The organism is Terriglobia bacterium, from assembly GCA_020072785.1.
Lineage (GTDB): Bacteria > Acidobacteriota > Terriglobia > Acidiferrales > UBA7541 > Acidiferrum.
In genome coordinates this window covers 1,034,105-1,057,129 of the sequence record JAIQGG010000002.1, presented here as the reverse complement: position 1 = coordinate 1,057,129, position 23,025 = coordinate 1,034,105, and the positions used below count along the sequence as shown (strand labels likewise).

Below are 23,025 nucleotides of genomic sequence, written 5' to 3'. Positions count from 1 at the left end.
GAAACTGGCCAAGCGGGCTAAACAGATTCAGGTGTTGCTGATGGACGTGGACGGCACGCTGGCGCGCGGGGTCTGGCTGCTCTCGCGGCCGGACGGGACGGCGGTGGAACTCAAGGCCTTCGATCCCCACGACGGGCAGGGGCTAACGCTGGCGCGGACCGCCGGCCTGCGCACCGGGCTGATCACCGGCCGGGAAAGCGCCGCGGTGACGCGCCGCGCGCGGGAGATGAACATGGAGTTCGTCTACCAGAAGCAGTCGCACAAGATCGCCTGCTACGAGGAGATCCTGCAGAAGGCCGGAGTAACGGACGCCGCCGTAGCCTACGTCGGCGACGACCTGCCGGATATTCCGCTGCTGAAGCGGGTGGGGCTGGCGGTGGCGGTGGGCGACGCCGCAGCGGAGGTCAAACGCATCGCGCATTTCGTGACGAAAGCGCGGGGCGGCGAAGGGGCCATTCGCGAGGCGGTGGAATTGATTCTGAAGGCCCAGGGGAAATGGGAAGGCATGATCGACAAGGCGCGCGCGGCGCCTTATTGAAAAGCGAAACGAGATTCTTCGCCCGCCAACAACGCGGGCGAAGGGCCAGCGGTTCCTCGACTTCGCGGGCCTGCAAAAGCCGGCCCGCTCCGCTCGGAATGGCAGAATGCCGTTTGACTGGTTGCGAAAAACAGTGGCGAACGTCATTGCGGTCCAGGCCTTCCAACTGCCAGACCATGGAAGACGAGATGCCGGGCTCCCGACTCTGCCGGGATAAATTCCGCCTGGCGCTACGAAGCACAACCACGGAGGGACGCATGCCTACACCCGGGGCCGAATTTGGGGCGGGCAGAAAAATACTTGCAGGCAGAGCGGCTATCGTCAGCGGGGCGGCGTCCGGGATCGGGCGAGCCACGGCCCTGCTGCTGGCGCGCGAAGGCGCGGACGTCACGATCGCCGACCGCAATGAAAGGCAGGGCGCGGCGGTGGCGCAAGAGATCGCCGGCGCGGGCGGGCGCGCCACGTTTGAAAAGACGGACGTGTCGCAGGCGGCGGATTGCCGGCGGGTGGTGGAAGCGACGACCAAGCGCTGCGGGGGCTTGCACATCCTGGCCACTTGCGCGGGGATCATCCGGCGCTATTCAGTGGTGGAACTGGCGGAAGAGGACTGGGACGCGATGATGGCGGTCAACGCCAAGGGGGCGTTCCTGCTTTCCAAGTTTGCGGTGCCGGCGATGGCGCGGAGCGGCGGCGGCGCGATCGTGCATATCGCCTCGGACTGGGGGCTCAACGGCGGGAGAAAGGCGGCGGGATATTGCGCTTCGAAGGGCGCAGTGGTGCTGCTGACCAAGGCGATGGCCATCGACCATGCGGCGGAAGGGATCCGCGTGAACTGCATCTGTCCCGGGGACATCGATACGCCGATGCTGCGCGCGGAATCGCAGCAGCTGGGGCAGACGGACGAGGAGTTTGTGGCGGAAATGTCGCGGCGGCCGCTCGGAAGAGTCGGCAAGCCGGAGGAGATCGCGCAGGCGGTGCTGTACCTGGTGAGCGACGCGTCGTCCTTCGTGACCGGGATTGCGCACCTGGTGGATGGCGGGGCCAACGCCGGGTCCATGTGAACGGAATCTCCAGACAACTCACACTCTATAGGGCGTGTTTATAATTCCGGCGTGGCTCCTCCGCACAATAAACGCGCGACGTTCGGCGACCGCTCCAGAAAAATCGGCCTGGCGCGCGCGCTTTCGAAGCTGGGATATTGCTCGCGGACACAGGCGGGGGAGCTGATCCGCGCGGGGCGGGTGCGGCTGAATGGGGCGCTGCGCAAGGATCCGGAGACGGCGGTACGGCTGGGAAGCGACCGGATCGAAGTGGATGGCGCGGCGGTTAGCGCGGCGAAGAAGCTGTACCTGATGCTGAACAAGCCGCGGGGCATCGTGACCACGGCTTCCGACGAGAAGGGCCGCGACACGGTGTACGCCTGCCTGCGCGGGAATCTGCCGTGGGTGTCTCCGGTGGGGCGTCTGGACAAAGCCAGCGAGGGGCTTCTGCTGCTGACCAATGATTCGGAGTGGGCGGCGCGGGTTCTGGCCCCGGAGACCCATCTGGACAAGACCTACCACGTGCAGATCCGAGGCGTGGCGGATGCGCGGCTGTTGCTGGCGCTGGAGACCGGCGTGGCCACCGACGACGGCGATTTTCTTGGCGTGAAGCGCGCCGGCGTCCTGCGCGGCGGGGAGCGCAACACCTGGCTGGAGATTCTGCTCGACGAAGGCAAGAACCGGCAGATCCGGCGGATCTTCGAACAGCTGGAAATCGAAGTGCTGCGGCTGATCCGCGTGGCCATCGGGCCGGTGGTTCTGGGCGACCTGCCCAAGGGCGCCTTCCGCCCCCTGCGCGGCGACGAAAAACAGGCTCTCGACCAAGCCATGAAGCAATAGAAGAAGGGCCCGGCGCGAAAACCAGCGGCACCGGCTATCCACCCGTGTTTTCAGATAGCTGCGGCTTACTAGTAGAGGGCAGAGGCGCGGCAAATCGCTGGCAGGGTTCCCCGGGGGCCTATAAACTGAGTGCAAGTTCAGTGACTCGTCAGCAGCACCATGTCCCCGAGGAGACGCCCCAGGTGCAAGCCAAGAGGCCGCGCGCGCGCCGCTATTCCTTCGTCACCGCCATCGAAATCACCGATGTGCTGACGGAGGCCCAGTGGATAGAGCAGACCAGGAACCTGAGCCTTTTCGGGTGCCATGTAAACACGCCGAAGCCCCTGAAGGCGGGAACCAAGGTGCGCATCCGCATCGCGCACAACAGCGCTATCTTCTCCGCGCTGGGACGGGTGGCGAACGTGCGGCCCAATGCGCGCATGGGGATCGTCTTCACAGAGATCGAAGCCCACGACCAGACTATCCTGGAAAATTGGCTGGAAGAACTGCGCATCCGCTGAAAAATCCGCCACCGCAGCCCGCGCCACGCTCTGAGGTTATCGCCCGCAGAACCACAAAACAAAACCTACAAGGCTTGGGCTTTGTCTTCGCGCGTTGACCGCTCTGCGGCCACGCAAGACGCTGACCGCGCTGCGGTCACAGCGGACAGGGATTTCAAAATACTTTAATTTCCGGCAAACGTCCGGTACCCTGTTGACCGCTTAGCGGTCACGCAAGGCAATGCACCGCCCGACGCCGAAGGAGGAATAGCTATGGACCAACCCATCACGCTGCATCGCCGGGAGTTCCTCAAGACCACGACCGGGCTGTTGACGGGTTTGGTGGCCGCGGGAAGTTCGCTGGCGCTGCTCGCGCCGGGACGCGCGTGGGCCGTGGATCTGACGGCCCTCAGCAGCGCGGAGGCGGCCACGCTGATGGTCGTGGCCCGCACCATCATCCCGCACGACAAGCTGGATGACGCCGCCTACGCGCTGGTCATCCAGGCGGTGGACGGCGATGCGAGCAAGGACGAGAAGACGCGCCAGATGATCCAGGAAGGCATCGCCGGCCTGGGAGCAAACTTCGCGAGCAGCGCCGAAAGCGAGCGCGTCGAAGCTCTCAAGAAGATTGAAACCTCCGCATTTTTTCAAACCATGCGCCAGAAGACGCTGCAGGTTCTCTACTCCAACCCCATCGCCTATGCCTACTTTGGCTACGAGGGCGAAGCATTTTCCAAAGGCGGCTATCTCTTCCGCGGATTCAATGATCTGCGCTGGTTGCCGGAAGTGCCGCTGGCGGACAGCGGTCCGCTGCCGGTGTAGCAGGCAAGGAGTGGAGATTCGCGATGGCTCGCATAGATCTGAATGACGGTAGCGCGGTCGTAATCATCGGCTCGGGCGCCGGAGGCGGCACGCTGGCGCACGAACTGACGCGCCGGGGCATCCGGGTAGTGGTGCTCGAGGCCGGCAAGCGGCAGTCCCTGGCATCATTTTCGCAGGTCCCTGGAGAAGCCTTCCAGCAATTGACGTGGCTGGATACGAGGACGCAAAGCGGCACTTGGGGCGTGGCCCGCGACTTTCCAGGATTGCCCTCCTGGCACTGCAAGACCGTCGGGGGGACGACGGTGCACTGGACGGCCTCCACGCCGCGGCTGGAACCCTGGGAGCTGCGGGCCAAGAGCACCTATGGCCACGTTCCCGGCGCCTCGCTGATCGACTGGCCGATCTCCTATCCGGAACTGAAGAACTATTACCAGTTCGCGGAGCGCCGGCTGGGGGTGACGCGGCGCAACGGCATGCCCGGCTTGCCGGCCTCGAACAACTTCAAAGTGATGTATGCGGGAGCGAAGAAGCTCGGCTACAAGCGTGTGCACACCGGCCACATGGCCATCAATTCGCGCTCCCACGACGGACGCGGCTTCTGCATCCAGCAGGGCTTCTGTGTGCAGGGCTGCAAGATGGGAGCGAAGTGGAGCACGCTGTACACGGAGATCCCCAGCGCCGAAGCGACCGGAAAGCTGGATCTGCGGATTGAATGCCGGGCCATGCGCATTGAGCACGGGGCCAACAGCCGTGTCAACGCGGTCGTCTACCGGGATAGCCAGGGGCAGGAACAGCGGCAGAAGGCGCGCCTGGTGTGCGTGGCCGGCAATGGCATCGAGACGCCGCGTCTGCTGCTGCTCTCGGAATCCGCCAAGTTCCCCCAGGGTCTCGCGAATTCTTCGGACCAGGTGGGGCGCAACTACTGTCATCAGATCGTCGGCTATGTATGGGGGATCTTTGACAAGCCCGTCTATTCCTGGCGCGGAGCGACGGTGGCAGGGGTCGTGGAAGACGAAGTGCCTAATGACCCGCGGCGTGGCTTCGTGGGCGGGTACCGCATCGAACTGGTCGCGCTGGATCTGCCAACCATGCCGCAAGTGGGCCTGCCGTATGGCTGGGGCCGGGACTTCGCGTCCATCATGGAAGAGTACCGGAATATCGCCGGCCTGCTAATCAATGGCGAGGATATGCCGCGCGCGGAGAACCGCATCACGCTGAATCCCAAGGTTAAGGACGCTTTCGGTCTGCCGGTGCCGAATGTCCACGTAGACGAGCACCCCAACGATCAGGCCTTGCGCAAACATGCGCAGGGGCAAATGTCCAGGATGTACGCGGCCCTCGGTGCGAAACGCATCTTCCCCGGTCCGAGTCTTCCGGCGACGCATAACACCTGCACGGCGCGCATGAGCGCCGATTCGCGGGACGGAGTAACCAACGGCTGGGGCCAGACGCACGATATCCCGAATCTCTTCATCTCCGACGGCAGCATGATGAGCACGCCAGGTTCCGCGAATCCCACGCTAACCATCGTGGCCTTGGTCCTGCGGCAGGCGGAGTACATCAGCCGGCAAATGGCCGCGGGCAAGATCTGAGCGATCAGGCGCCGGAGACCCGCTTGTAACGGCGCGCCTTGGACTCATAGCGGGGAAGGCTGCCTTCGGCGACCCTTTCTACGTGTATGCGGATATTGAACTGGGCGCGAAAGGCGTCGGCCACGCCCTGCGCGGGATCTCCTGCCGACTCACCTGCGGCTTCGATCTTGAAATGCAAGTCGTCCATTCCGGCCAAGCGCCGGATTTCCACTTCATATTCGAGGACATAGGGCAGGCTGCGGATCAGGTTGTCAATGGCGCTAGGATAGAGATTCACCCCGCGCACGATCAGCATGTCGTCCGCGCGGCCAATCACTCCGCCCTGAATGTGCGCCAGGGTGCGTCCGCAGGGACAATGTGCCGTCCCCAGCTCCACAAGATCGCCTGTTCGATAGCGCAGGACGGGCATTCCGGCGCGCCGCAGCGTGGTGACCACAAGCTCGCCGCGCTCGCCTTCCCGGGCGGGGCGGCCGGTGGCCGGTTCGATGACCTCGAAGAAAAACTCCGTTTCGTTCAGGTGAATGGCCCCGTTCCGGGCCTCACAGGCGAAACCCCAGGCGCCGACTTCGGTTGCTCCCGCATGGTCATAGCAGGCCGCGCCCCACCCCTCCTCAATCGCGCGTTTGACGTTGGGCACGCTCGCGCCCGGCTCCCCGGCATGAATGGTGAGGCGAACCGCGGAAGAGCGCAGATCGAGCGAGTTCCGCCGGGCGACTTCGAGGAGGTGCAGCGCATACGTCGGTGTGCAGAGCAGGACCGTGCAATTATTGTCGAGGATGGACCGCAGGCGCAGTTCGGAACTGAGGCCGCCGCCGGCGATGGCCAGGGCCCCAATGCCCCTCGCGCCCTCGATGGCCGCCCAATGACTGACGTAAGGCCCGAAGGAATAGGCGCAATAGACGATATCGTCTTCCGTTGCGCCCGCGCCACGATAGACAGCGCCCCAGCAACGCAGCCAGGTCTCCCAGCTCTCGGGAGTGTCGAGCCACTTCAGCGGACGCCCGGTAGTACCCGAAGTCTGGTGGAGATAGCGGTAGTGGGAGAGTGGATAGCTTAAGAGACGCCCGAAGGGCGGATGCGCCGCCTGTTCGGCCACCAGATCGCTCTTGGTGGTAAACGGCAGGCTCTGGAGATCTTCGACACCGTGCACATCTTCCCGCCGAATTCCTGCGGCGCGGAATTTTTCCGCGTAGAATCCATTCCCTCCCATTTCCTGCAGGAGGAGACGCAGCTGCTCATTCTGCAGCTCTCGGAGCCGCTTGCGCTCCAGAGTTTCCAGTCTGCGATCGTAGTAGTGGAACTGAGTCATCGGGCCGCCCGTCTTAAGTTCATCCAAGTCCCCGGCGCGACGCGCGGTGGCCAGAAAGCTCCCGGAACACTTCGGAAGCAGCTCTCCTTGGAATGCAAGAGCGTCCGGCGTGCCATCTTCCTGGCCTCCTTCATGAGGGATCCTTCCAAGAGTGCTCCAGCCCTTTCACCAACTGCCAGATCGCGCGATTCAGGGGCACCGGGACACCCAGTTTTTCACCGCACTCCGCGATGGCCCCATTCACGAAGTCTACTTCGGTCTGCCGCCGGTCCAGGATATCCAATAACATGCTTACCTTTCTTTTTCCGGGCGCTCTCGCGCCTTCCGCGATCATTTCCCGGGCGTCACCATGCAAGGCGATGCCCAGCGTCCGCGCCACGGACTCTCCTTCGCGGAGCAGGGCCTCATACAGCGCGGCGGTGGGCGGAAAACGCGTTGCCGCACCATGGTGAAGGCCAGTGAGCGCACCGACAGGATTGACGGCGGCATTGAAAATCAGCTTCGTCCATTGCGCGCCGCGCGCATCGTGGAGGGGGACCACGCGCAGCCCGGAGCGATTCATGATCTCCGCGAGCTGCGCGACGCGGGCATAGGGAGTGCCCGTGGACTCGAAAGGGCCGATCCACAGGTCGCTATAGAATTCCAATTCCGCGTGGCCGGGCCCGAGCAGGTGCGCCGCCATGGTCGTCGCACCGCGGATCACCTGGTTCACGTGCTCGGCGATAATCTCTTCATTGCCCAGACCGTTCTGCACCGAACAGACGGCGCCGGAAACCCCGAAGATATGCGCCGTCTGCTCGATCGCCGCCCGGGTATGCAAGCTCTTGGTGGCCAGAATGCCAAAATCACAAAGGGGAATCTCGCGGGGCTGAGATGTGGCGTGGAGCCTGGCGGTGAATTCGGCCGCGCCGCTGATGCGCAATCCGCGCTCGCGCATCGCGCAGGTATGTTCCGCGGAGGTGTCGCAGGCATAGACCGCCACGTCGGGGAGGCGCGCCAAGTGCGCCCCGATGACGCTGCCAATCGCGCCACAGCCCACAATGCAGACCTTCACAGCCATAGCAGTTCCGTCAGATCCTTAAACTGCGGATCGCCCACACGGTGTAGAGAGGCAGAGACGATATCATCTCTCGGAATAGGGATTCAACCACGCGATAAAACCAGGCCGCAGCTTTGCCGCGGCTGTTTCCCCCGGCTTTGGGAAAAAATGGTATAACTTCCGCACCTCGCGACGCGAGATGCAGCGAATCCGGAGCCTAACGGTGAGCACGGTAAGGGAAGCCACATATCAGGTGTTGCGCGACTCGGGAATGACAGTGATCTTCGGCAACCCCGGGTCCACCGAAATACCGTTTCTGCGGGACATGCCCGCGGATTTCCGCTACGTCTTGGCGCTGCATGAGCGCTGCGCAGCCGGCATGGGGCTGGGATACGCCATGGCCCGGGGAAAAGCGGCGTTCGTGAACCTGCATTCGATCGCCAGCGCCGGCAACGGGCTCTCCGCACTGATTGATGCCTTCTACTGCCACGCTCCGTTGGTCGTGACCACTGGGCAGCAGGATCGCCGGCAAATCCTGGCGGAACCTTTTCTCGTGAGCCGGGCGGCGGAAGTGGTCAAACCCTACGTGAAATGGGCCTGCGAGCCGGTGCGGGCCGAGGACGTGCCGGCGGCCATTGCGCGGGGCTACTACCTGGCGATGCAACCACCCATGGGACCGGTATTCATCTCCATCCCCATGGACGACTGGAATCACGAATGCCCGGCAGTGGCGGTGCGGGAAATGAGCCAGACCGTCCTGGCCGACCCCGCCGCGCTCGACGCCGTGGCTCACGCGCTCAATGCCAGCCGGAATCCGGTCCTCGTCGCCGGCGCGCAGATTGAGGAAGACGGCGGATGGCAGGAAGTGCTTGCGCTTGCCGAGCACCTGCAAGCAGATGTGTACCAGGAGCCGATCGCGTCGCGGTGGACATTCCCGCGGACGCACCCGCTCTTTCAAGGCGGCCTCTTGCCCGCGCAACGGCCGCTGGCCGAGCAATTGGCCGCGTATGACACGGTGGTGGTCCTGGGCGCGCCCATTTTCCTGTATTACGCCTACGTGCCCGGCAATCCCATCAAGCCGGGAACCCGGCTCTTCCAAATCACCAACTCGCCGCTCGACGCTTCTGCGGCATTGGCGGGAAGCAGCGTCGTGGGAAATCTGGCCACGGCAGCGCAATACATTCGTACCCATACCAAGGCGCGGGAACGCAGCGTTGCTTCGCCGCGGAAGGAACCACCCGCGCCTCAGCCCAGCTATCCCATGACGCCCAGTTATTTGTTCAGCGTTCTGAACCGGATCATGCCGCGGGATACGGTGATTTGCGAAGAATGCCCGTCCTCGAAGGGGGACCTGGACCGCTATCTGCAGACGGATCAACCTGGGTCGTTCTACTCGGTGCGCACCGGCATCCTGGGCTTTGGCCTGCCCGCCGCCGTCGGTCTGCAACTCGCGCATCCGGACAGGAGAGTAGTCTGCCCCGTGGGTGACGGTTCCATCCAGTATTCGATCCAGGCGCTGTGGACCGCCGTGCAGTGCAATGCCCCGGTAATCTTTATCGTTCTGCGCAACGCCGACTATTCGGCATTGAAATCCTTTTGTGATTTCACGCAAGTGGGCCGCAATGTTCACGGCATGGATCTGCCGGGTATGGACATGGTCAAGCTGGCCCAGGGTTATGGGATGACGGCGCAGGAGGTGGACCGGCCGGAAGATCTCGAGGCCGTCCTGAAAGAGGCGTTCGCGTCGCAGGGGCCGCGCCTGATCAGCGTCAACGTGGCGAAGGCGGGACCTACTTGCATGGGGATGGATCAGTCGGTGAATCCCCCAAACTATCGCTGAAAGCCGGCACGCAGGGCGTGCGCAGGCGCTCCGCAAAGATTTCCTAAAGGGGACCCATGGTCAACAAGAAGGGGTTTTACGGCTGGAAGCTGGTTGCCGCTTTGTATTCCCTGGATTTCCTGAATATGGGCTTCCCGCTGTACGGCGGCGCCGTCATTCACACCTACATGGTGAAAGAGATTGCCATGAGCCGCAGCACGTTCGGCCTGGGTTTCACCCTGCTGAACCTGTTCATCGGGCTGCCCTCGATTGTGGTGGCAGCCGTCATCCTGCGCTGGGGCATCAAGGTGACGTTCGGGATCGGGTCCACGCTCATTCTCCTGGGCGCGGTTTGGCTGGCGTTCTTCGCGACTCGTCCCTGGCACTACCTGGTGAGTTTTGGGGTTTTGATCGGCACCGGCATCAGCTTCGGCACCATCGTACCGGCGGCCACGATCGTGACGCGCTGGTTCAAGCGCTACCGGGGAAGAGCCATGGCCATTACCCTGGGGGCCTCCGGCGCAGCAGGCTTTGTCGCCGCGCCGTTGATCAACCGGGTGCTGGCGGCGAATGGAGGCAACTGGCGGCAAGCCTGGCAGGTTGTGGCGGGGATCGCGGTGCTGTCCGCGATCATCGCCTTTCTTTTTGTAAAAGAAAGACCGGAAGATCTGGGACAACTCGTGGATGGGCTGCCGGAAGAGGCCCTCGGCGCGCACGGTTCCCCGGAGAATACATTGGTCACGAAGCATCCGTGGACCCCGTGGGAGGCTTATAAGACGCCGACCTACTGGTTGATTCTAACCGGCGGGATCGCCTGCCAATTTCCGTTTTTCTTTTTCACCGCGCATTGGATTCTGCACTTGAAGGGCGCGGGCATTTCCGCGGCGGATGCGGCTTGGGCCATGGGGCTGTTCACCCTGGCTGGGATCGGCGGGCGGTTGATCGGCGGGTGGCTGATGGACATAATGGCCGCGCGCTACGCGTTTATGATTGGTCTATGCTGCTATGTGGCCGGCTCGGTATTGGCCATGCGGGTCAACCCCTACGCGCTCAAGATCGCCTTCCTGGCCGCGATCTTTTATGGAATGGGCTTCGGGTGGACCTTTGTCTGCTCGAACACGATCACGGGCCACTTCTACGGCCCTGCGGCTTTTCCCAAGGTCAATGGAATGATGCTGCTCGTGACGGGCATGGTCTGTTCTCCCGCCGGAGTAATTGGCGGAAAACTATTCGACCGCTTCGGGAGCTATAAACTGGCGTTCGAACTCAATATCCTCCTCAGCCTGACCGGGATCATCGCCCTGGCTTTCGCGACCATGCCGCGGCCCGCCACGCGGATGAGCGATGCGCAAGCAGCGGCAGCGTAATTCCCTTCCTGTCAGGGCAAGAGCAATCGAATCATCGAGATTTCTGGAGCGGGCGATGGGAATCGAACCCACGTCCGAAGCTTGGGAAGCTTCTATACTGCCATTGTACGACGCCCGCTCTGGTACTTACCGTAGCAAAACCGGGACGGACTGACAAGCCGAGTTTGCTCGCCGGCGGAGGAAGAAAGGCGAAAAAAGCAACGCGAAATTCGTTGCGCAGCGCGCCCCGGAAGCGGGCGAGTTTCGCGGGCTGTTGGCGATTGCACAGCAGGACGCCAGCGGTATCTTGACGGAGCTGGAGCGCTCCATTAGCGTTAACGATTGCCGGGAAACAGCTCATCCGCCTGGAAAGTTCAGCGGGTCCCCGGAGCGGGAGCAGACGTGGCGCATCCGATCATAACGCTGACCACCGATTACGGCACCAGCGAACATCTTGTGGGCACGATCAAGGGCGCGATTCTGAACGTGAATCCGGACGCGACGATCGTGGACATCACGCACGCCGTGGCGCCCTTCGACGTGCTGGACGGGGCGCTGGCCATCGCCTCCGCTTACCGTTTCTTCCCTCCGCACTCCATTCACGTGGTGATCGTGGACCCCGGGGTGGGCACGGAGCGCCGGCCGCTGCTGGTGCGGGCTGCTTCGCAATACTTCATCGCGCCGGACAATGGCGTGCTCTCCATCGTCTACGAGCAAAACGACGACGTGGTCGTGCGCATGCTCACCGCCGAGCACTACTTTCTCCACCCCATCAGTCAGACGTTTCACGGACGCGACGTCTTCGCGCCGGTGGCCGGATGGCTCTCCAAGACCTGGCTGCCGGCCAGCATGGGCGACGAGATCACGGACTTCAAGCGCTTCTCCCTGCCCAAGCCCAAGACGGAGAACGGGCTGATGAAGGGCGTGATCCTGAAAGTGGATCACTTCGGCAACTTGATGACCAACCTCACGACCGCGGACCTTCCCGAAGGAATACTGAAGTCCGCCGCGGTGCAGATGAAGGTGAACGAGCGCGACGTCAAGCGCCTGGTGGCCAACTTCGCGCAGGGCGAACCGAACGAGCCGGTGGCCATCATCGGGTCGAGCGGATATATCGAAATCGCGGTGAACAAGAATAGCGCGGCGCGGGTGCTGGCGGCGGGCCGCGGCGCCGCGGTGACGCTGGCTATTTCGTAGGGCGCTCCTCAAAGGAGCAGGTATCCGCACGGTCCAGCGCGGATGCTTCAGAAGGTCCTCTCCCAATTACAAGAATCGAAGCGAGTGCTCTCACTCCGCAAACCCGTCCGAAGCACAGAGAACGCCCTGCGCTCGAACTGACGGTACCTGCTGCGTTGTCTCCCCAAATGGAGACGGCTTCTTGTCCGCATTTCTCTTGGGCTACCGGGCGAGGTCCAGGGATTGCAAGTGGGCGCGGGTGCGCGGGTCGAGCCAGTCCCGCCAGGCATCACCGAGAAGATTGAAGGCCAGAACCGCGGTCATCACCGCGAGCGCCGGAAAGACCACCATGTGCGGGGCGTCGAAGAGATGGCTGCGGGCGTCGTTGAGCATGGCGCCCCAGCTGGGTACGGGGGCGAGGACGCCCAGGCCCAGGAAACTCAGCGTGGATTCGGCGAGGATGGCTCCGGCCATGCCGATGGTGGCCTGAATGAGAATGGGCTGAAGGATATTGGGCAGGAGGTGGCGCAGGAGCAGGCGCGCATGCGAAGCGCCCAGCGAGCGCGCGGCCAGGACGTACTCGAGTTCTTTGACCTTCAGCACCTGGGCGCGCGCCAAACGGGCGTAGCCCGCCCAGCCCGTTATAACCAGCGCGAGGATGACCTTGCCGATGCCCGGGCCGAGAAAGGCCGCGAAGGCGATGGCCAGGAGCACGCCGGGAAAGGAAAGAAAGGCGTTGAGGAGGACGACGTTGACGATGCGGTCGAACCAGCCGCCGGCGTAACCGGATAGCATCCCGATGGCCAGGCCGGTCAGCCCGCATCCGCAGACGACGCAGACGGCGACGAAGAGCGAGATGCGCGCGCCGTAGAGAACGCGGGCAGTGATGTCCCGGCCAAGTTCGTCCGTGCCCATCCAGTGCCCTGCCCCGGGAGATTCCAGGCGCGCCGCAAGATTCTGCGCCGCGGGATCCGCCGGAGCGATCCACGGAGCGAGCAGCGCGGCGGCCAACAGCAGGGCGGCGGCGGCGAAGCCCAGACGGCCGAGCAGGCTGTGGCGAAGAAAGTTGCGCACTGCGGCCGGGGCGCTCATTGCAGGCGCACCCGGGGATCCACTACAGCGTAGAGCAAGTCGGTGAGCAGGTTCACGAAGACGTAGGAAACGGCGATGAGCAGGATGCAACCCTGCAGCAGCGGATAGTCGCGCGAGGAGATGGCCTGGACGGTGAGGCGGCCGATGCCCGGCCAGGCAAAGATGGATTCGGTGACGATGGCGCCGGCGAGCAGGGTGCCGAACTGCAGCCCAAGGATGGTGACGATGGGGATCAGGGCGTTGCGGAAGGCGTGGCGGAAGAGGACCGCGCGCGCCGGGAGCCCCTTGGCGCGTGCGGTGCGCACATAGTCGCTGGAAAGCTCTTCGATCATGGCGCCGCGCACCATGCGCGTGAGGATGGCGGCAAGGGCCGCGCCCAGTGTGGCGGCGGGGAGCACGAAAGAGAGCGGGCCGCCGCGCCCGGAGACGGGCAGCAGGCCCAGGGCGATGGAGAAGAGGAGGATGAGCAGGGGCCCCAGGGCGAAATTGGGCACGGCCAGGCCCAGCAGCGTGAAGAGCCCCACGGCGCGGTCCGCGGCGCGGCCGCGGCGGTGCGCGGCCAGCACGCCGGCGGGAATGGCGATGGCCGCGCAGATCAGCAGGGCCAGGAAGGCCAGCTCGAGAGTGGCCGGATAACGTTCAAAGAGGATGCGGCGCACGGGAGCCTGAAATTTAAGGGATTGGCCCAGATCGCCGTGCGCGAGCTGGCGCAGGTAGCGGGCATACTGCACGTGCAGCGGCTGGTCCAAGCCGAGCGAGTGGCGAAGCTGGGCGAGTTCGCCGGGCGCCGCGCCCTCGCCCAGCATCTGCTCGACGGGATCGCCGGGCACGATGTGGATGAGGAGGAAGACCATGGTCAGGACGAGCCACAGCGCGGGGAGTGCGAGGAGGAATCGCTGGAAGAGGTGGCGCGTCATCGGTCGCAGCCACTATAACGCAATCTCACAAATGCCAAAATCGAAGAGTTCCCCCTTCCGGCCGGGTCGGAATCGGCAATCGCTCTGAAAAACCATACGGAGCGTCAAGAACGCGTTGCGCTGGGGATAACCCTGTCCGGTGCGCCGGCCGCATTTTGCGGGACAGCTGGCACGGAGCAAGCAGCTTCTATCCTCCCGGCTGCGGCTTCTTTTCGGGCGCGGCAGAGGCGGCGGGCGGCGCTTCTTTTTCGGGAGCGCGCAGGCGGTGAATCTTGACGCGGGCGACGCGACGGCCATCCATTTCCATCACGGTGAAGAGGCGGCCGCCGTATTCGAAGCTTTCGCCGCCGCGGGGGATGAAGCCGAGCTGGGCCAGGACGAATCCGCCGACCGTGGCGTAGGCGGGATCTTCCGGCAGGGTGATGTTGTACTGGGCGTCGAGATCGCGGACGTTGGCCGCGCCGTCGAAGATCAGGGCGCCGTCAGCGAGGGTCAGGGGGCGCTCGACAACGTCGAACTCGTCGTGAATCTCTCCGACCATCTGTTCGAGGATATCTTCGAGGGTGACGAGGCCGAGGATGCTGCCGAATTCGTCGACCACCATGGCCAGGGCTGCGCGGTGCGCGCGCAGTTCCAGCAGCAGCTCGCTCACCGGCTTGGTTTCCGGGACGATGAGTAGCTCGCGAAGCACCTGGCGGAGGTCGAACTCCGCCGGGGGAAGATTTTCGGCGCGGCGGCGATCGCGGTCCAGGACGACCCAGAGCATGTCCTTGATGTGCACGAAACCGAGGACATGGTCTTCGGTGCCGCGATAGACGGGGAGGCGGGAACGCTGGGTGGTGGCGAAGACGCGCATGACTTCGTCCAGCGAGGCTTCGACCGGGACCATGTGCACATCCGGGCGCGGCACCATGATTTCGCGCACCTGAATCCGGCCAAGTTCCAGGGCATTGAGGATAAAGCGCTCCTCGCCGGGGGCCAGCAGCCCGCGCTCGCGGGCCTGCTGGATCTGGATCTGCAATTCTTCTGCGGAATGGGCCACGGTGTGGCTTAGGGGGGAAACGACGCCCAGGGACCTCACGACGCGGCTGGACATGCCGTCGAGGATGTCGATGGCCCAGCGGAAGGTGTGCAGGAAGCCGTTGAAGGGCCGGGCAATCAGCAGGGCCACGCGCTCGGCGCGCGCCAGGCTGATCGTCTTGGGGACCAACTCGCCAAGCACGACGTGCAGCATGCTGAGCAGGGCGAAGGAGAGGGCCAAGGCCAGACCGTGGGCCACGATCACCGTGCGCGTGCCCGGGGTGCCTTCCCAGATCTGCCGAAAGATGCGCGCCAGGGTGGATTCGCCGAGAGCGCCCAGCGCCAGGCTGGAGAGGGTGATGCCCACCTGCACCCCGGAGACAACGCGGTGCAGGTCGCCAAGCAGGTCGTGGACGACCCTGGCACGGGCGTCGCCCTTGGCCATGAGCTGGCGCACGCGCGACAGACGCACGGCGACGAGCGAAAACTCCGCCGCGGCGAAGAAGCCGTTCAGCCCGACCAGCGCCAGAAGCGCCAGAAGTCGTATGGCGACCATGGGTGTACCGGGTTCTCCTAATGCATTGTAGCAGCAGCGGCGGGCCTGCGCGCTCCTCCCCCGGGAAAAGCCCGGGCCGCGGCGAAACGTCACCGGAGAAGAACCGCGGGTTGCGTCCATGCGGAGGCTCTTCTACACTCGAATTGCATTTATTTCGCCTGAGAGTCCGCGTGCAACGATTCTTCCGCATTCTATTCTGGATCGCCGCCCTTGTGCTCGTCGCGGGGAGCGCGGTGGCGTGGCACTACGTCTACCGGCCGCTGCCACAGCTCGATGGCAGCGCGCCGCTGCCCGGGCTGGCGCAGAGCGTCACGGTGGATCGCGACGCCTGGGGGATTCCGCACATTCGCGCGGGATCGCTCAACGATCTGGCCGAGGCGCAGGGCTACGTCATGGCCCAGGACCGGTTGTGGCAGCTGGATCTGATGCGCCGGGTGGCGCGCGGAGAGCTCTCTGAAATCTTTGGCCCGTTGGCGCTGGGCGTGGACCGCCAGTACCGCACGCTGGGGCTGGCGCGCGCGGCCGAGCGCGACGCCGGGCAGCTCGATCCGGAATCGCGCGCCGCGCTGGAAGCCTATGCGCGCGGCGTGAATCGCTTTATCGAGCAGCACCGCGACCGTCTGCCGCTGGAGTTTTCCCTGCTGGGCTACCAACCGCGTCCCTGGCAGCCCGCCGACACGCTGGTCATCGTGGGCTACATGTATCAGGACCTCACGCACACCTGGGAAGCCGAGCTCAACCGCGCGAAAGTGACCGAGCGTGTGGGCGCGGAGCGCGCGCGGGAGCTCTTCTCCCAGGAATCGGAGCTGGACCGGTATGTAGTGGGCGAAGCGGGAAAGAGCGATCACGGGCAGCCCGGAGACAGCGACCAGGATGACGAAGACGAAATTCAGCCGGACAATGTGCTCAAAGCGGCGGCGCCTTCCCCGCCGCTGCGCTTCACCCCGGACACGCCGGATGTGGCGGCGGCGCTGTGGCCCTCGGTGCACTCCTGGCTCGCCGCGGCCGCCGAGGACATTCATCGCGGCCTGGGCAGCAACAACTGGGTGGTCAGCGGGGACTACACAGCCTCCGGGAAGCCGCTACTGGCCAACGACACGCACCTGCAATTGACTGTGCCGTCGATCTGGTACGAGATTCACCTGACCGCGCCGGGTTGGAACGTGCAAGGCTTCACCCTGCCCGGAGCGCCGCTGGTGATCATCGGGCACAACGCGCGCATCGCCTGGGGCTTCACCAACAATGGCGCGGACGTGCAGGACCTGTACGTCGAGACGTTCAACCCGGCCAATCCCGGGGAATACCGGGTGCACGGCAAATGGCAGGCGGCGCAGTTCGTGCCGGAGACCATCCGCGTGAAGGGCCAGGCGGACGAGAAATTCACCGTGGCGCTCACGCGCCATGGTCCGGTGGTGCGCCGCGAAGGCGGAAAAGCCTACGCGCTGCGCTGGACCGCGCTGGAACCCGGCGGGCTGGCCTATTCCTACCAGTGGCTGGGCCGGGCGCGGAACTGGGAAGAATTCCGCAACGAGCTCAAGCGCGTCTGGGGCCCCGCGCAGAACGCGGTGTATGCCGACGTGGACGGCAACATCGGCTACATCATGGCCGCGCGGGTGCCGGTGCGGAAGAAGGGCCGCGGCGAAGTGCCGGTGCCGGGCGATACCGACGACTATGAGTGGACCGGGTACATACCCTTTGATCAGCTTCCGCAAGTGTTCAATCCGGATGACGGGCTGATCGCGACGGCGAATGCGCGGGTGGTGGGACCGAAGTACAAACCGTATCTCACCGACCGCTGGGAACTGCCCTACCGCACGGCGCGGATCTACGACCTGCTGGCCGACAAAAGCGGGCTGCATGCCGAAGACATGCTGACGGTGCAGACGGACGTCTATAGCTATGCGCATCTGTTCCTCGCGCGGCAACTGGTGGCCGCGGGCCAGGTGGCGCAGCCGCACGATGCGCGGGCGCGCGAGCTGCTGGAGCGGCTGAAGGACTGGAGCGGGGAGGCCGGCGCGGACGAGCCGGAAGTTTCGTTTCTCGAAGCGGTGCGGGTGGAAACGCTGCGTCTGCTGCTGCAGCCCTATCTCGGCGAGGAGACCAAGCTCTACCAGTGGCGCAGCAGCGTCTTCGTGCAGAAGGTGCTGACGGAGCGGCCCGAGCGCTGGCTGCCCAAGCAGTACGGCAGCTACGACGAACTTCTGGCGGCCGCCGCGGACCGCGCCGTGGCGCGCCTGGAACGCGAATCGGGGAGCAAGCGGGTCTCGGGCTGGGCCTGGAAGCGCTTCAATTCCCTGCAGATGCTGCATCCCCTGGGACGCAAGGGGATCCTGCGCTGGCTGCTGAGCATCACCGGCCAGCCGCAGAACGGCACGCGCTACTCGATCCGCGCGGCCAGCCCCACGGACGGCCCCTCGATGCGCTTCACCGCCGACCTGAGCGACTGGGACGCATCGCTGATGCAGATTCCGGCGGGAGAGTCCGGGCAGCTGGGCAGCGCGCACTACAAGGACCAGTTCTCCTACTGGTTCGAGGGCAAGCCCATCACGGCGCCGTTCAGCCAGGCCGCCGAAGACGCGGCGCGGCGGCACACGCTGACGCTGAAGCCGGCGCCGTAAACTCGCGGGGCGGCCGGAAAAACGCGCAGGCCGCACAAAGCGATTGTTTCGCTTCTCCGCCGTGACTTAGAATGCTGTCTTGGTCCGGCAGTCGTGGTTTGCGATCCGGCGTATGCGCCGGGACGGCCGGCCGGAGTTTTTTTCCGCGCGCGCTGCCAGACGAAGTGCGGCCCGCGTAACGAGCGAATCGCGTGAATTCACCATCTCCGAAGAAGCCCGAGCCGCCGAAGAAGGCGGACTTCGAAAAGTCGCTGGCGCGCCTCGAAGAGGTCGTGCGGCGGCTGGAGAGTCCGCAACTCTCGCTCGATGAAGCGATGAAGCTCTTCGAAGAGGGCGTGGCGCTCTCCCAGGAGTGCCACAAACAACTCGAAGAGGCCGAAGGCCGCGTCGAGATTCTGCTGAAGAAGGCCGATGGCAAACTCGCCGCCGAGCCTTTTGCGCCGGAAGGCGAAGAGGCGTCGTGACGCCCCGCGGCGCAGCGTTCCGGAGGCCGGATCCCCTGCAATGAAACTCCCTGCCTTCTTTGAAGAAGACCGCCTGGCCGTCGAAGCGGCGCTCGAGCGCTTGCTTCCCGCGGCGACCACGCCGCCGCCCTCGATCCACCAGGCGATGCGCTACAGCGTCTTCGCCGGCGGAAAGCGTGTCCGGCCGGTCCTGTGCCTGGAGTCGGCGCGCATCTTTACCGCCGACGTGACGCCCGCGCTGCATCCGGCGTGCGCGCTGGAGTTCATCCACACCTATTCGCTGATCCACGACGACTTGCCGGCGCTGGACAACGACGACCTGCGCCGCGGCAAGCCCACCTGCCACAAGAAATTCGGCGAAGCGGCGGCGATCCTGGCAGGCGACGCTCTGCTCACGCTAGCCTTTCAGGCCATCGGCGAAACGCCCGTGGCGGCGGAGCGGCGCGTGGCCATTCTGCTGGAAGTCTCCACCGCCGCCGGCACCGTGAACGGCATGGTCGGCGGCCAGGTGGCGGATCTGGAAGCCGAGGGCAAAAAGGTCGGGCCGGAAATGCTCGAGTACATTCACCGCTCGAAGACCGCGGCGCTGATTCGCGCGGCGATCCTGGCGGGGGCGCACTGCGCGGGCGCCGCGCCAGAGGATGTCGCGCGGCTGCGGCGTTTCGGCGACGCCATCGGCTGGGCCTTCCAGGTGACCGACGACATTCTGGACGTCGAAGAGTCCTCCGCGGCGCTGGGCAAAACGGCGGGCAAGGACGTGGCGCAGCAGAAGGCCACCTACCCCGCGGTCTTCGGGCTGGAGCGCTCGCACCAGATCGCGCGCGAGCTGACCGAAAAGGCCATGAGCGAACTCGCGGCCTACGGCAAGCGCGCCGCGCGCCTGCGCGAGATCGCCGAATTCCTCGCCCTGCGCCGCGCCTGAGGCCCGGCTCCTCCCATGACCGCCAAGCCCGAACGCAAGCGGCTCGATCTCCTGCTGGTCGCGCGCGGGCTGGCCGAATCGCAGGCCAAGGCGCGGGCCATGATCCTGGCGGGGGAAGTCCTGGTGGACGGAGCGCGCGGCGAAAAAGCCGGACAACTGGTTGCGGCAGATGCGCGAATCGAAGTGCGCAGCCGGCAGCAGAAATATGCCAGCCGCGGCGGAATGAAGCTGGAAGGCGCGCTGGAAGATTTTGCGCTGGACCCGTCCGGCTGCGTCTGCGCCGACATCGGCTCTTCCACCGGCGGTTTCACCGACTGCCTGCTGCAGCGCGGCGCGCGCCGTGTGTATGCCGTGGATGTGACCACCAACCAGCTGGCGTGGAAATTGCAACAGGACCCGCGCGTGGTGCGCATTGAGCGCAATGCGCGGGAGCTTACTCGCGCGGACATCCCGGAAGAGGTGGACCTGGTGGTGGTGGACGTATCCTTCATCTCCGCCGCGCTGGTCCTGGCTCCGGCGGCGGCCGTGGCGCGGCCCGGCGCGGATTTGCTCGTCCTGGTCAAGCCGCAGTTTGAGCTGCGCCGCGAGCAGATCCCCGCTGGAGGCGTGGTGCGCGACGCGAAGCTGCACGAGGAAGCGGTGCAGCGCGTGCGGGAAGCCGCCCGCGCCGCCGGCTTGGAGGTCCTGGGCATGTCGCCCAGCCGCCTCCCCGGCGCGGAAGGCAATCAGGAATTTTTTCTGCATCTGCGCCGCCCTGCGGTAAAGTAGACTGCGGCACGCAGCGCAACCACGCTCATGAGCTTCCAGACCATCGGCATTCTCTCCCGCCCGCGCCGCGAGGACCTGATCGCGGTGGTGCCCGCGCTTCTGCAGTGGCTGGAGCAGCGCGGCATCCGCGTGCTGTGCGACGCGGAGACTTCCAGTTGCCTGGCCGCTCCGGGAAACGTGCGCACCCGCCAGCAGCTCGCCGAGGAAGCGCAGCTCCTGCTGGTTCTCGGCGGGGACGGCACGCTGCTGGCGGCGGCGCGCCTGGCCGCGCCGCGCGGGGTGCCCATTCTGCCCGTCAACCTCGGCAGCCTCGGCTTTCTGACCAGCTTCACCCGCGACGAGCTCTACCCCGCGCTCGAGGAAACGCTTGCCGGACGCCACGCCGTGAGCGAGCGCGTGCTGCTGCAGGCGGAGCTGCTGCGCGGCGGCCAGGTGGCCGAATCGCACCTGGCGCTGAACGACGCGGTCATCAACAAAGGCGTGCTGGCGCGGATGATCGAGCTGGAGCTGGAAATCGACGGCAACTTCGTCTGCCGCTACCGCGCCGACGGTTTGATCGTGGCCACGCCCACGGGCTCGACCGCCTATTCCCTTTCCGCCGGCGGACCGATCGTGCATCCCGGCGTCGGCGCCTTCGTGATCACCCCGATCTGCCCGCACACGCTGAGCGACCGCCCGCTGGTCGTGCAAGACTCTTCGCGCATCGAGATCTCCTTTCCGGGCAACAGCGAAGCCGTCTTCCTCACCATGGACGGCCAGACGGGCATCGAGATGCGCGCGAACGACCACATCCGCGTGACCAAAGCCCTCCCGCGCCTGAAGCTCATCCAGCCCCCGCGCAAGACCTACTTCGAAATTCTCCGCAGCAAACTGAAGTGGGGCGAAACGTAGCCGCCCGGGGAATCCCTCTTTTCCCCGACTATGTAGCGCCGGGCCTTTAGGCCGGCATCTTTCTACTCCGCCTTTGTAGAGGCCGGGTTTCAGTCCGGCCTCTTTGCTCGTCGGAACGGGAGAAAACTTCAAGTAATGGTTCAGGATTCTGGCGGACACCCCTACCCCCACCCCCGTGTTTTTTGCAAAGAGTGCGGTTGTAATTGAATTTGAAGGACTTAGCAGGTCACTCTTGTTTGAAGAGTGCGCAAGAGTATCAAAGGAAAGGATTTTAAGTCGTGTAGATTTCCGTTGATGCGAAAGAGTGTGTAAGTGATGATTCTGCAGGGGTTGCGGGAGAGGCTTTAGTGCTCGAATGTTTGGAAAGTGGTCACCGGGAAGAGTGTGAGACGGCGGGAGCGGTGGCACGGACAAGGGATGTCAGCCTATCTCCTCCGCGCTAGAAACGAATGAGAGTATAGCCCATTCGGTAAACACGTTCAATATACTTTACTGGTATTCGAATGGTGCGGGGGAGCGGAGGCGGGGATGGGGAGAAGAGCCAAGAGAAGAACCCCACCTGTGCCCCGCAAACCCAACCGGGGCGCAAAAACGCGTTCCGTAAAGGCATCCGGAACGCAACGAACGCGCTTCGCAGGAATGGGGCACCCGGACCTTGCCAAGTCACTAAGTTTGCGCCACCCGCCGATTCTATCTCACGAACGGAGAGTCCTACCGGAAGAACGTGCTCGGGAGCGTCTGATAGATGCCCAAGGATTTCAGGGAAGTGACGTACTCAGCGCTTTAGAGCAGCAGCCGAAACCAGGTCTTGCCGCAGCCTTTCTGGTTCATATTTGTGTTTGCAGCTTGGACAACTCCAGTTGGAACGGACCGCGGTGTCATACTCGAAAAGGACGTGAACGGCCGTCATCTTCGTTTCCCAACAGGAAGGGCAATAGGGAGTCGTATCTTCTTTTAACCAGTAAAATGGCTCAAAAAAGTATAGCGTCTGGCGCTGCTTGAGCGTTCGCTCCAATTCCTCAACTTTCTCCTCAACTCGTCGTTTGTCCCGAGTTAAATCCAGGACTTCTGTTTCGAGAGTGAGGATCTTCCGGTTGAGTTCTATGTCGCCGAGCTTTTTTATGAGGTCGGCCATTTCCTTCATGTTCTCTACAACGCCCATTTTTCGCCTCGCGACATCTAAATCTCAGTACTTAGGCTTCCATAGAACATCAGAGCATAGAAAATACCTTGTCAGGATGCATTCTAGGGACTACGATGCGACTGCAATTTCTCGGACGCTAGGATTGCTCCCAGCGTCCGAGTGTTTACTTACCCTTTCTTTGGTGATGGACGATACACACGTTCACGTTCCCAAGTCGCTGGGTCTTTTCGGTTCGCGGTGTTTTGCGAAATGATTCGACCGGTCTTGGAATCACGCAGTATCGTAACGGGTGCGTGTTTCACTCTTTCCTCCTTTCATGCTTAGGATCAGGACCTGAGAAAGCTCCGGGCAAGGGAGCCTCTCGGGTCCGTTCTACCAGCGCAGTGTTCCAGAGCACAGGAAAAGAATCAAGGGTAATTCGCTTTTTATTCGCCCGCTCGCCAGCGTATTCAATGTCTGGACGCTTGGTCCCTGCTGATCGAAACCTACCGCGTGAGAATGTCAATTACCACGACCTTTATTAAAGCTCCTCGCGCTCGCCCGCCCGTCTCATTAATAGCAAAGATGCTTGAGCCGACGAGAATCTTCCTTTTAAGCCGAAGGTCGTGGCGGCGCGTGCCAACGATTTTGAGA

The 23,025-nt window shown here is 64.0% G+C and carries 20 protein-coding genes and 1 tRNA gene; 14 read left to right on the top strand and 7 right to left on the bottom strand.

The window, feature by feature from the left end; all coding sequences use genetic code 11:
* The first annotated feature begins 40 nt into the window (after positions 1-40).
* The 6 genes from LAN61_07855 (at position 41) to LAN61_07830 (ending at position 5,311) form a co-directional block, all read left to right on the top strand.
* Positions 41-538: an HAD hydrolase family protein gene (locus LAN61_07855; GenBank protein MBZ5540417.1), complete on the top strand. Its 498-nt coding sequence runs from the start codon at positions 41-43 to the stop codon at positions 536-538.
* 257 nt (positions 539-795) lie between these two features.
* Entirely contained in the window at positions 796-1,599 is an 804-nt protein-coding gene (locus LAN61_07850; protein MBZ5540416.1) for a glucose 1-dehydrogenase, read from the top strand.
* A gap of 108 nt (positions 1,600-1,707) precedes the next feature.
* A complete protein-coding gene (locus LAN61_07845) occupies positions 1,708-2,418 on the top strand; it encodes an rRNA pseudouridine synthase (protein ID MBZ5540415.1) in 711 nt (236 codons plus the stop codon).
* Between the two features lie 140 nt (positions 2,419-2,558).
* Positions 2,559-2,918, top strand: a complete 360-nt coding sequence (locus LAN61_07840) for a PilZ domain-containing protein (GenBank protein ID MBZ5540414.1) — start codon at positions 2,559-2,561, stop codon at positions 2,916-2,918.
* A gap of 252 nt (positions 2,919-3,170) precedes the next feature.
* Positions 3,171-3,719, top strand: a complete 549-nt coding sequence (locus LAN61_07835) for a gluconate 2-dehydrogenase subunit 3 family protein (GenBank protein ID MBZ5540413.1) — start codon at positions 3,171-3,173, stop codon at positions 3,717-3,719.
* A gap of 23 nt (positions 3,720-3,742) precedes the next feature.
* Positions 3,743-5,311 (top strand): GMC family oxidoreductase, encoded by a 1,569-nt coding sequence (locus tag LAN61_07830; GenBank protein MBZ5540412.1) that lies wholly within the window; start codon positions 3,743-3,745, stop codon positions 5,309-5,311.
* Between the two features lie 4 nt (positions 5,312-5,315).
* Here the strand turns inward: LAN61_07830 and LAN61_07825 are convergent, their stop codons facing one another.
* Positions 5,316-6,620, bottom strand: coding sequence for a phenylacetate--CoA ligase family protein (locus tag LAN61_07825; GenBank protein ID MBZ5540411.1), 1,305 nt, complete (start codon positions 6,618-6,620; stop codon positions 5,316-5,318).
* Positions 6,621-6,750: 130 nt separating this feature from the next.
* The gene (locus LAN61_07820; GenBank protein ID MBZ5540410.1) at positions 6,751-7,680 is read right to left on the bottom strand and encodes a 2-dehydropantoate 2-reductase; all 930 of its coding nucleotides are present in this window, start codon (positions 7,678-7,680) and stop codon (positions 6,751-6,753) included.
* 202 nt (positions 7,681-7,882) lie between these two features.
* On the opposite strand from LAN61_07820, the gene mdlC reads away from it, so the two are divergent.
* Both mdlC and LAN61_07810 read left to right on the top strand, forming a co-directional pair.
* A complete protein-coding gene (mdlC, locus tag LAN61_07815) occupies positions 7,883-9,499 on the top strand; it encodes a benzoylformate decarboxylase (protein MBZ5540409.1) in 1,617 nt (538 codons plus the stop codon).
* A 56-nt stretch (positions 9,500-9,555) separates the two neighbouring features.
* On the top strand, positions 9,556-10,845 hold the full coding sequence (locus LAN61_07810; protein MBZ5540408.1) for an MFS transporter: 1,290 nt from the start codon (positions 9,556-9,558) through the stop codon (positions 10,843-10,845).
* A gap of 44 nt (positions 10,846-10,889) precedes the next feature.
* On the opposite strand, the gene LAN61_07805 is transcribed toward LAN61_07810, so the two are convergent.
* Positions 10,890-10,963: transfer RNA gene (locus tag LAN61_07805), tRNA-Gly, on the bottom strand.
* A gap of 263 nt (positions 10,964-11,226) precedes the next feature.
* Here LAN61_07805 and LAN61_07800 point away from each other — a divergent pair.
* Complete coding sequence (locus LAN61_07800; protein ID MBZ5540407.1) at positions 11,227-12,021, top strand: SAM-dependent chlorinase/fluorinase; 795 nt, start codon at positions 11,227-11,229, stop codon at positions 12,019-12,021.
* 201 nt (positions 12,022-12,222) lie between these two features.
* Here LAN61_07800 and LAN61_07795 read toward each other — a convergent pair whose 3' ends face one another.
* From LAN61_07795 to LAN61_07785, 3 genes are all read right to left on the bottom strand, one after another.
* The gene (locus LAN61_07795; GenBank protein ID MBZ5540406.1) at positions 12,223-13,092 is read right to left on the bottom strand and encodes an ABC transporter permease; all 870 of its coding nucleotides are present in this window, start codon (positions 13,090-13,092) and stop codon (positions 12,223-12,225) included.
* On the bottom strand, positions 13,089-14,009 hold the full coding sequence (locus tag LAN61_07790) for an ABC transporter permease (protein MBZ5540405.1): 921 nt from the start codon (positions 14,007-14,009) through the stop codon (positions 13,089-13,091). Before LAN61_07790 ends, LAN61_07795 begins: the two co-directional genes overlap by 4 nt.
* A 187-nt stretch (positions 14,010-14,196) precedes the next feature.
* The gene (locus LAN61_07785; protein ID MBZ5540404.1) at positions 14,197-15,585 is read right to left on the bottom strand and encodes a hemolysin family protein; all 1,389 of its coding nucleotides are present in this window, start codon (positions 15,583-15,585) and stop codon (positions 14,197-14,199) included.
* Between the two features lie 170 nt (positions 15,586-15,755).
* Between LAN61_07785 and LAN61_07780 the strand changes: the two genes are divergently transcribed.
* From LAN61_07780 to LAN61_07760, 5 genes are all read left to right on the top strand, one after another.
* Positions 15,756-18,203, top strand: a complete 2,448-nt coding sequence (locus LAN61_07780) for a penicillin acylase family protein (GenBank protein ID MBZ5540403.1) — start codon at positions 15,756-15,758, stop codon at positions 18,201-18,203.
* Positions 18,204-18,394: 191 nt separating this feature from the next.
* Positions 18,395-18,667 carry an exodeoxyribonuclease VII small subunit gene (locus tag LAN61_07775; protein ID MBZ5540402.1) on the top strand — a complete coding sequence of 91 codons (273 nt, stop codon included), beginning with the start codon at positions 18,395-18,397 and terminating at the stop codon, positions 18,665-18,667.
* Positions 18,668-18,707: 40 nt separating this feature from the next.
* Positions 18,708-19,589 carry a polyprenyl synthetase family protein gene (locus LAN61_07770; GenBank protein MBZ5540401.1) on the top strand — a complete coding sequence of 294 codons (882 nt, stop codon included), beginning with the start codon at positions 18,708-18,710 and terminating at the stop codon, positions 19,587-19,589.
* Positions 19,590-19,604: 15 nt separating this feature from the next.
* Complete coding sequence (locus LAN61_07765) at positions 19,605-20,357, top strand: TlyA family RNA methyltransferase (protein ID MBZ5540400.1); 753 nt, start codon at positions 19,605-19,607, stop codon at positions 20,355-20,357.
* Between the two features lie 27 nt (positions 20,358-20,384).
* Positions 20,385-21,248, top strand: coding sequence for an NAD(+)/NADH kinase (locus LAN61_07760; protein MBZ5540399.1), 864 nt, complete (start codon positions 20,385-20,387; stop codon positions 21,246-21,248).
* Positions 21,249-22,023: 775 nt separating this feature from the next.
* On the opposite strand, the gene LAN61_07755 is transcribed toward LAN61_07760, so the two are convergent.
* Entirely contained in the window at positions 22,024-22,392 is a 369-nt protein-coding gene (locus LAN61_07755; protein MBZ5540398.1) for a hypothetical protein, read from the bottom strand.
* Between the last annotated feature and the right edge of the window lie 633 nt (positions 22,393-23,025).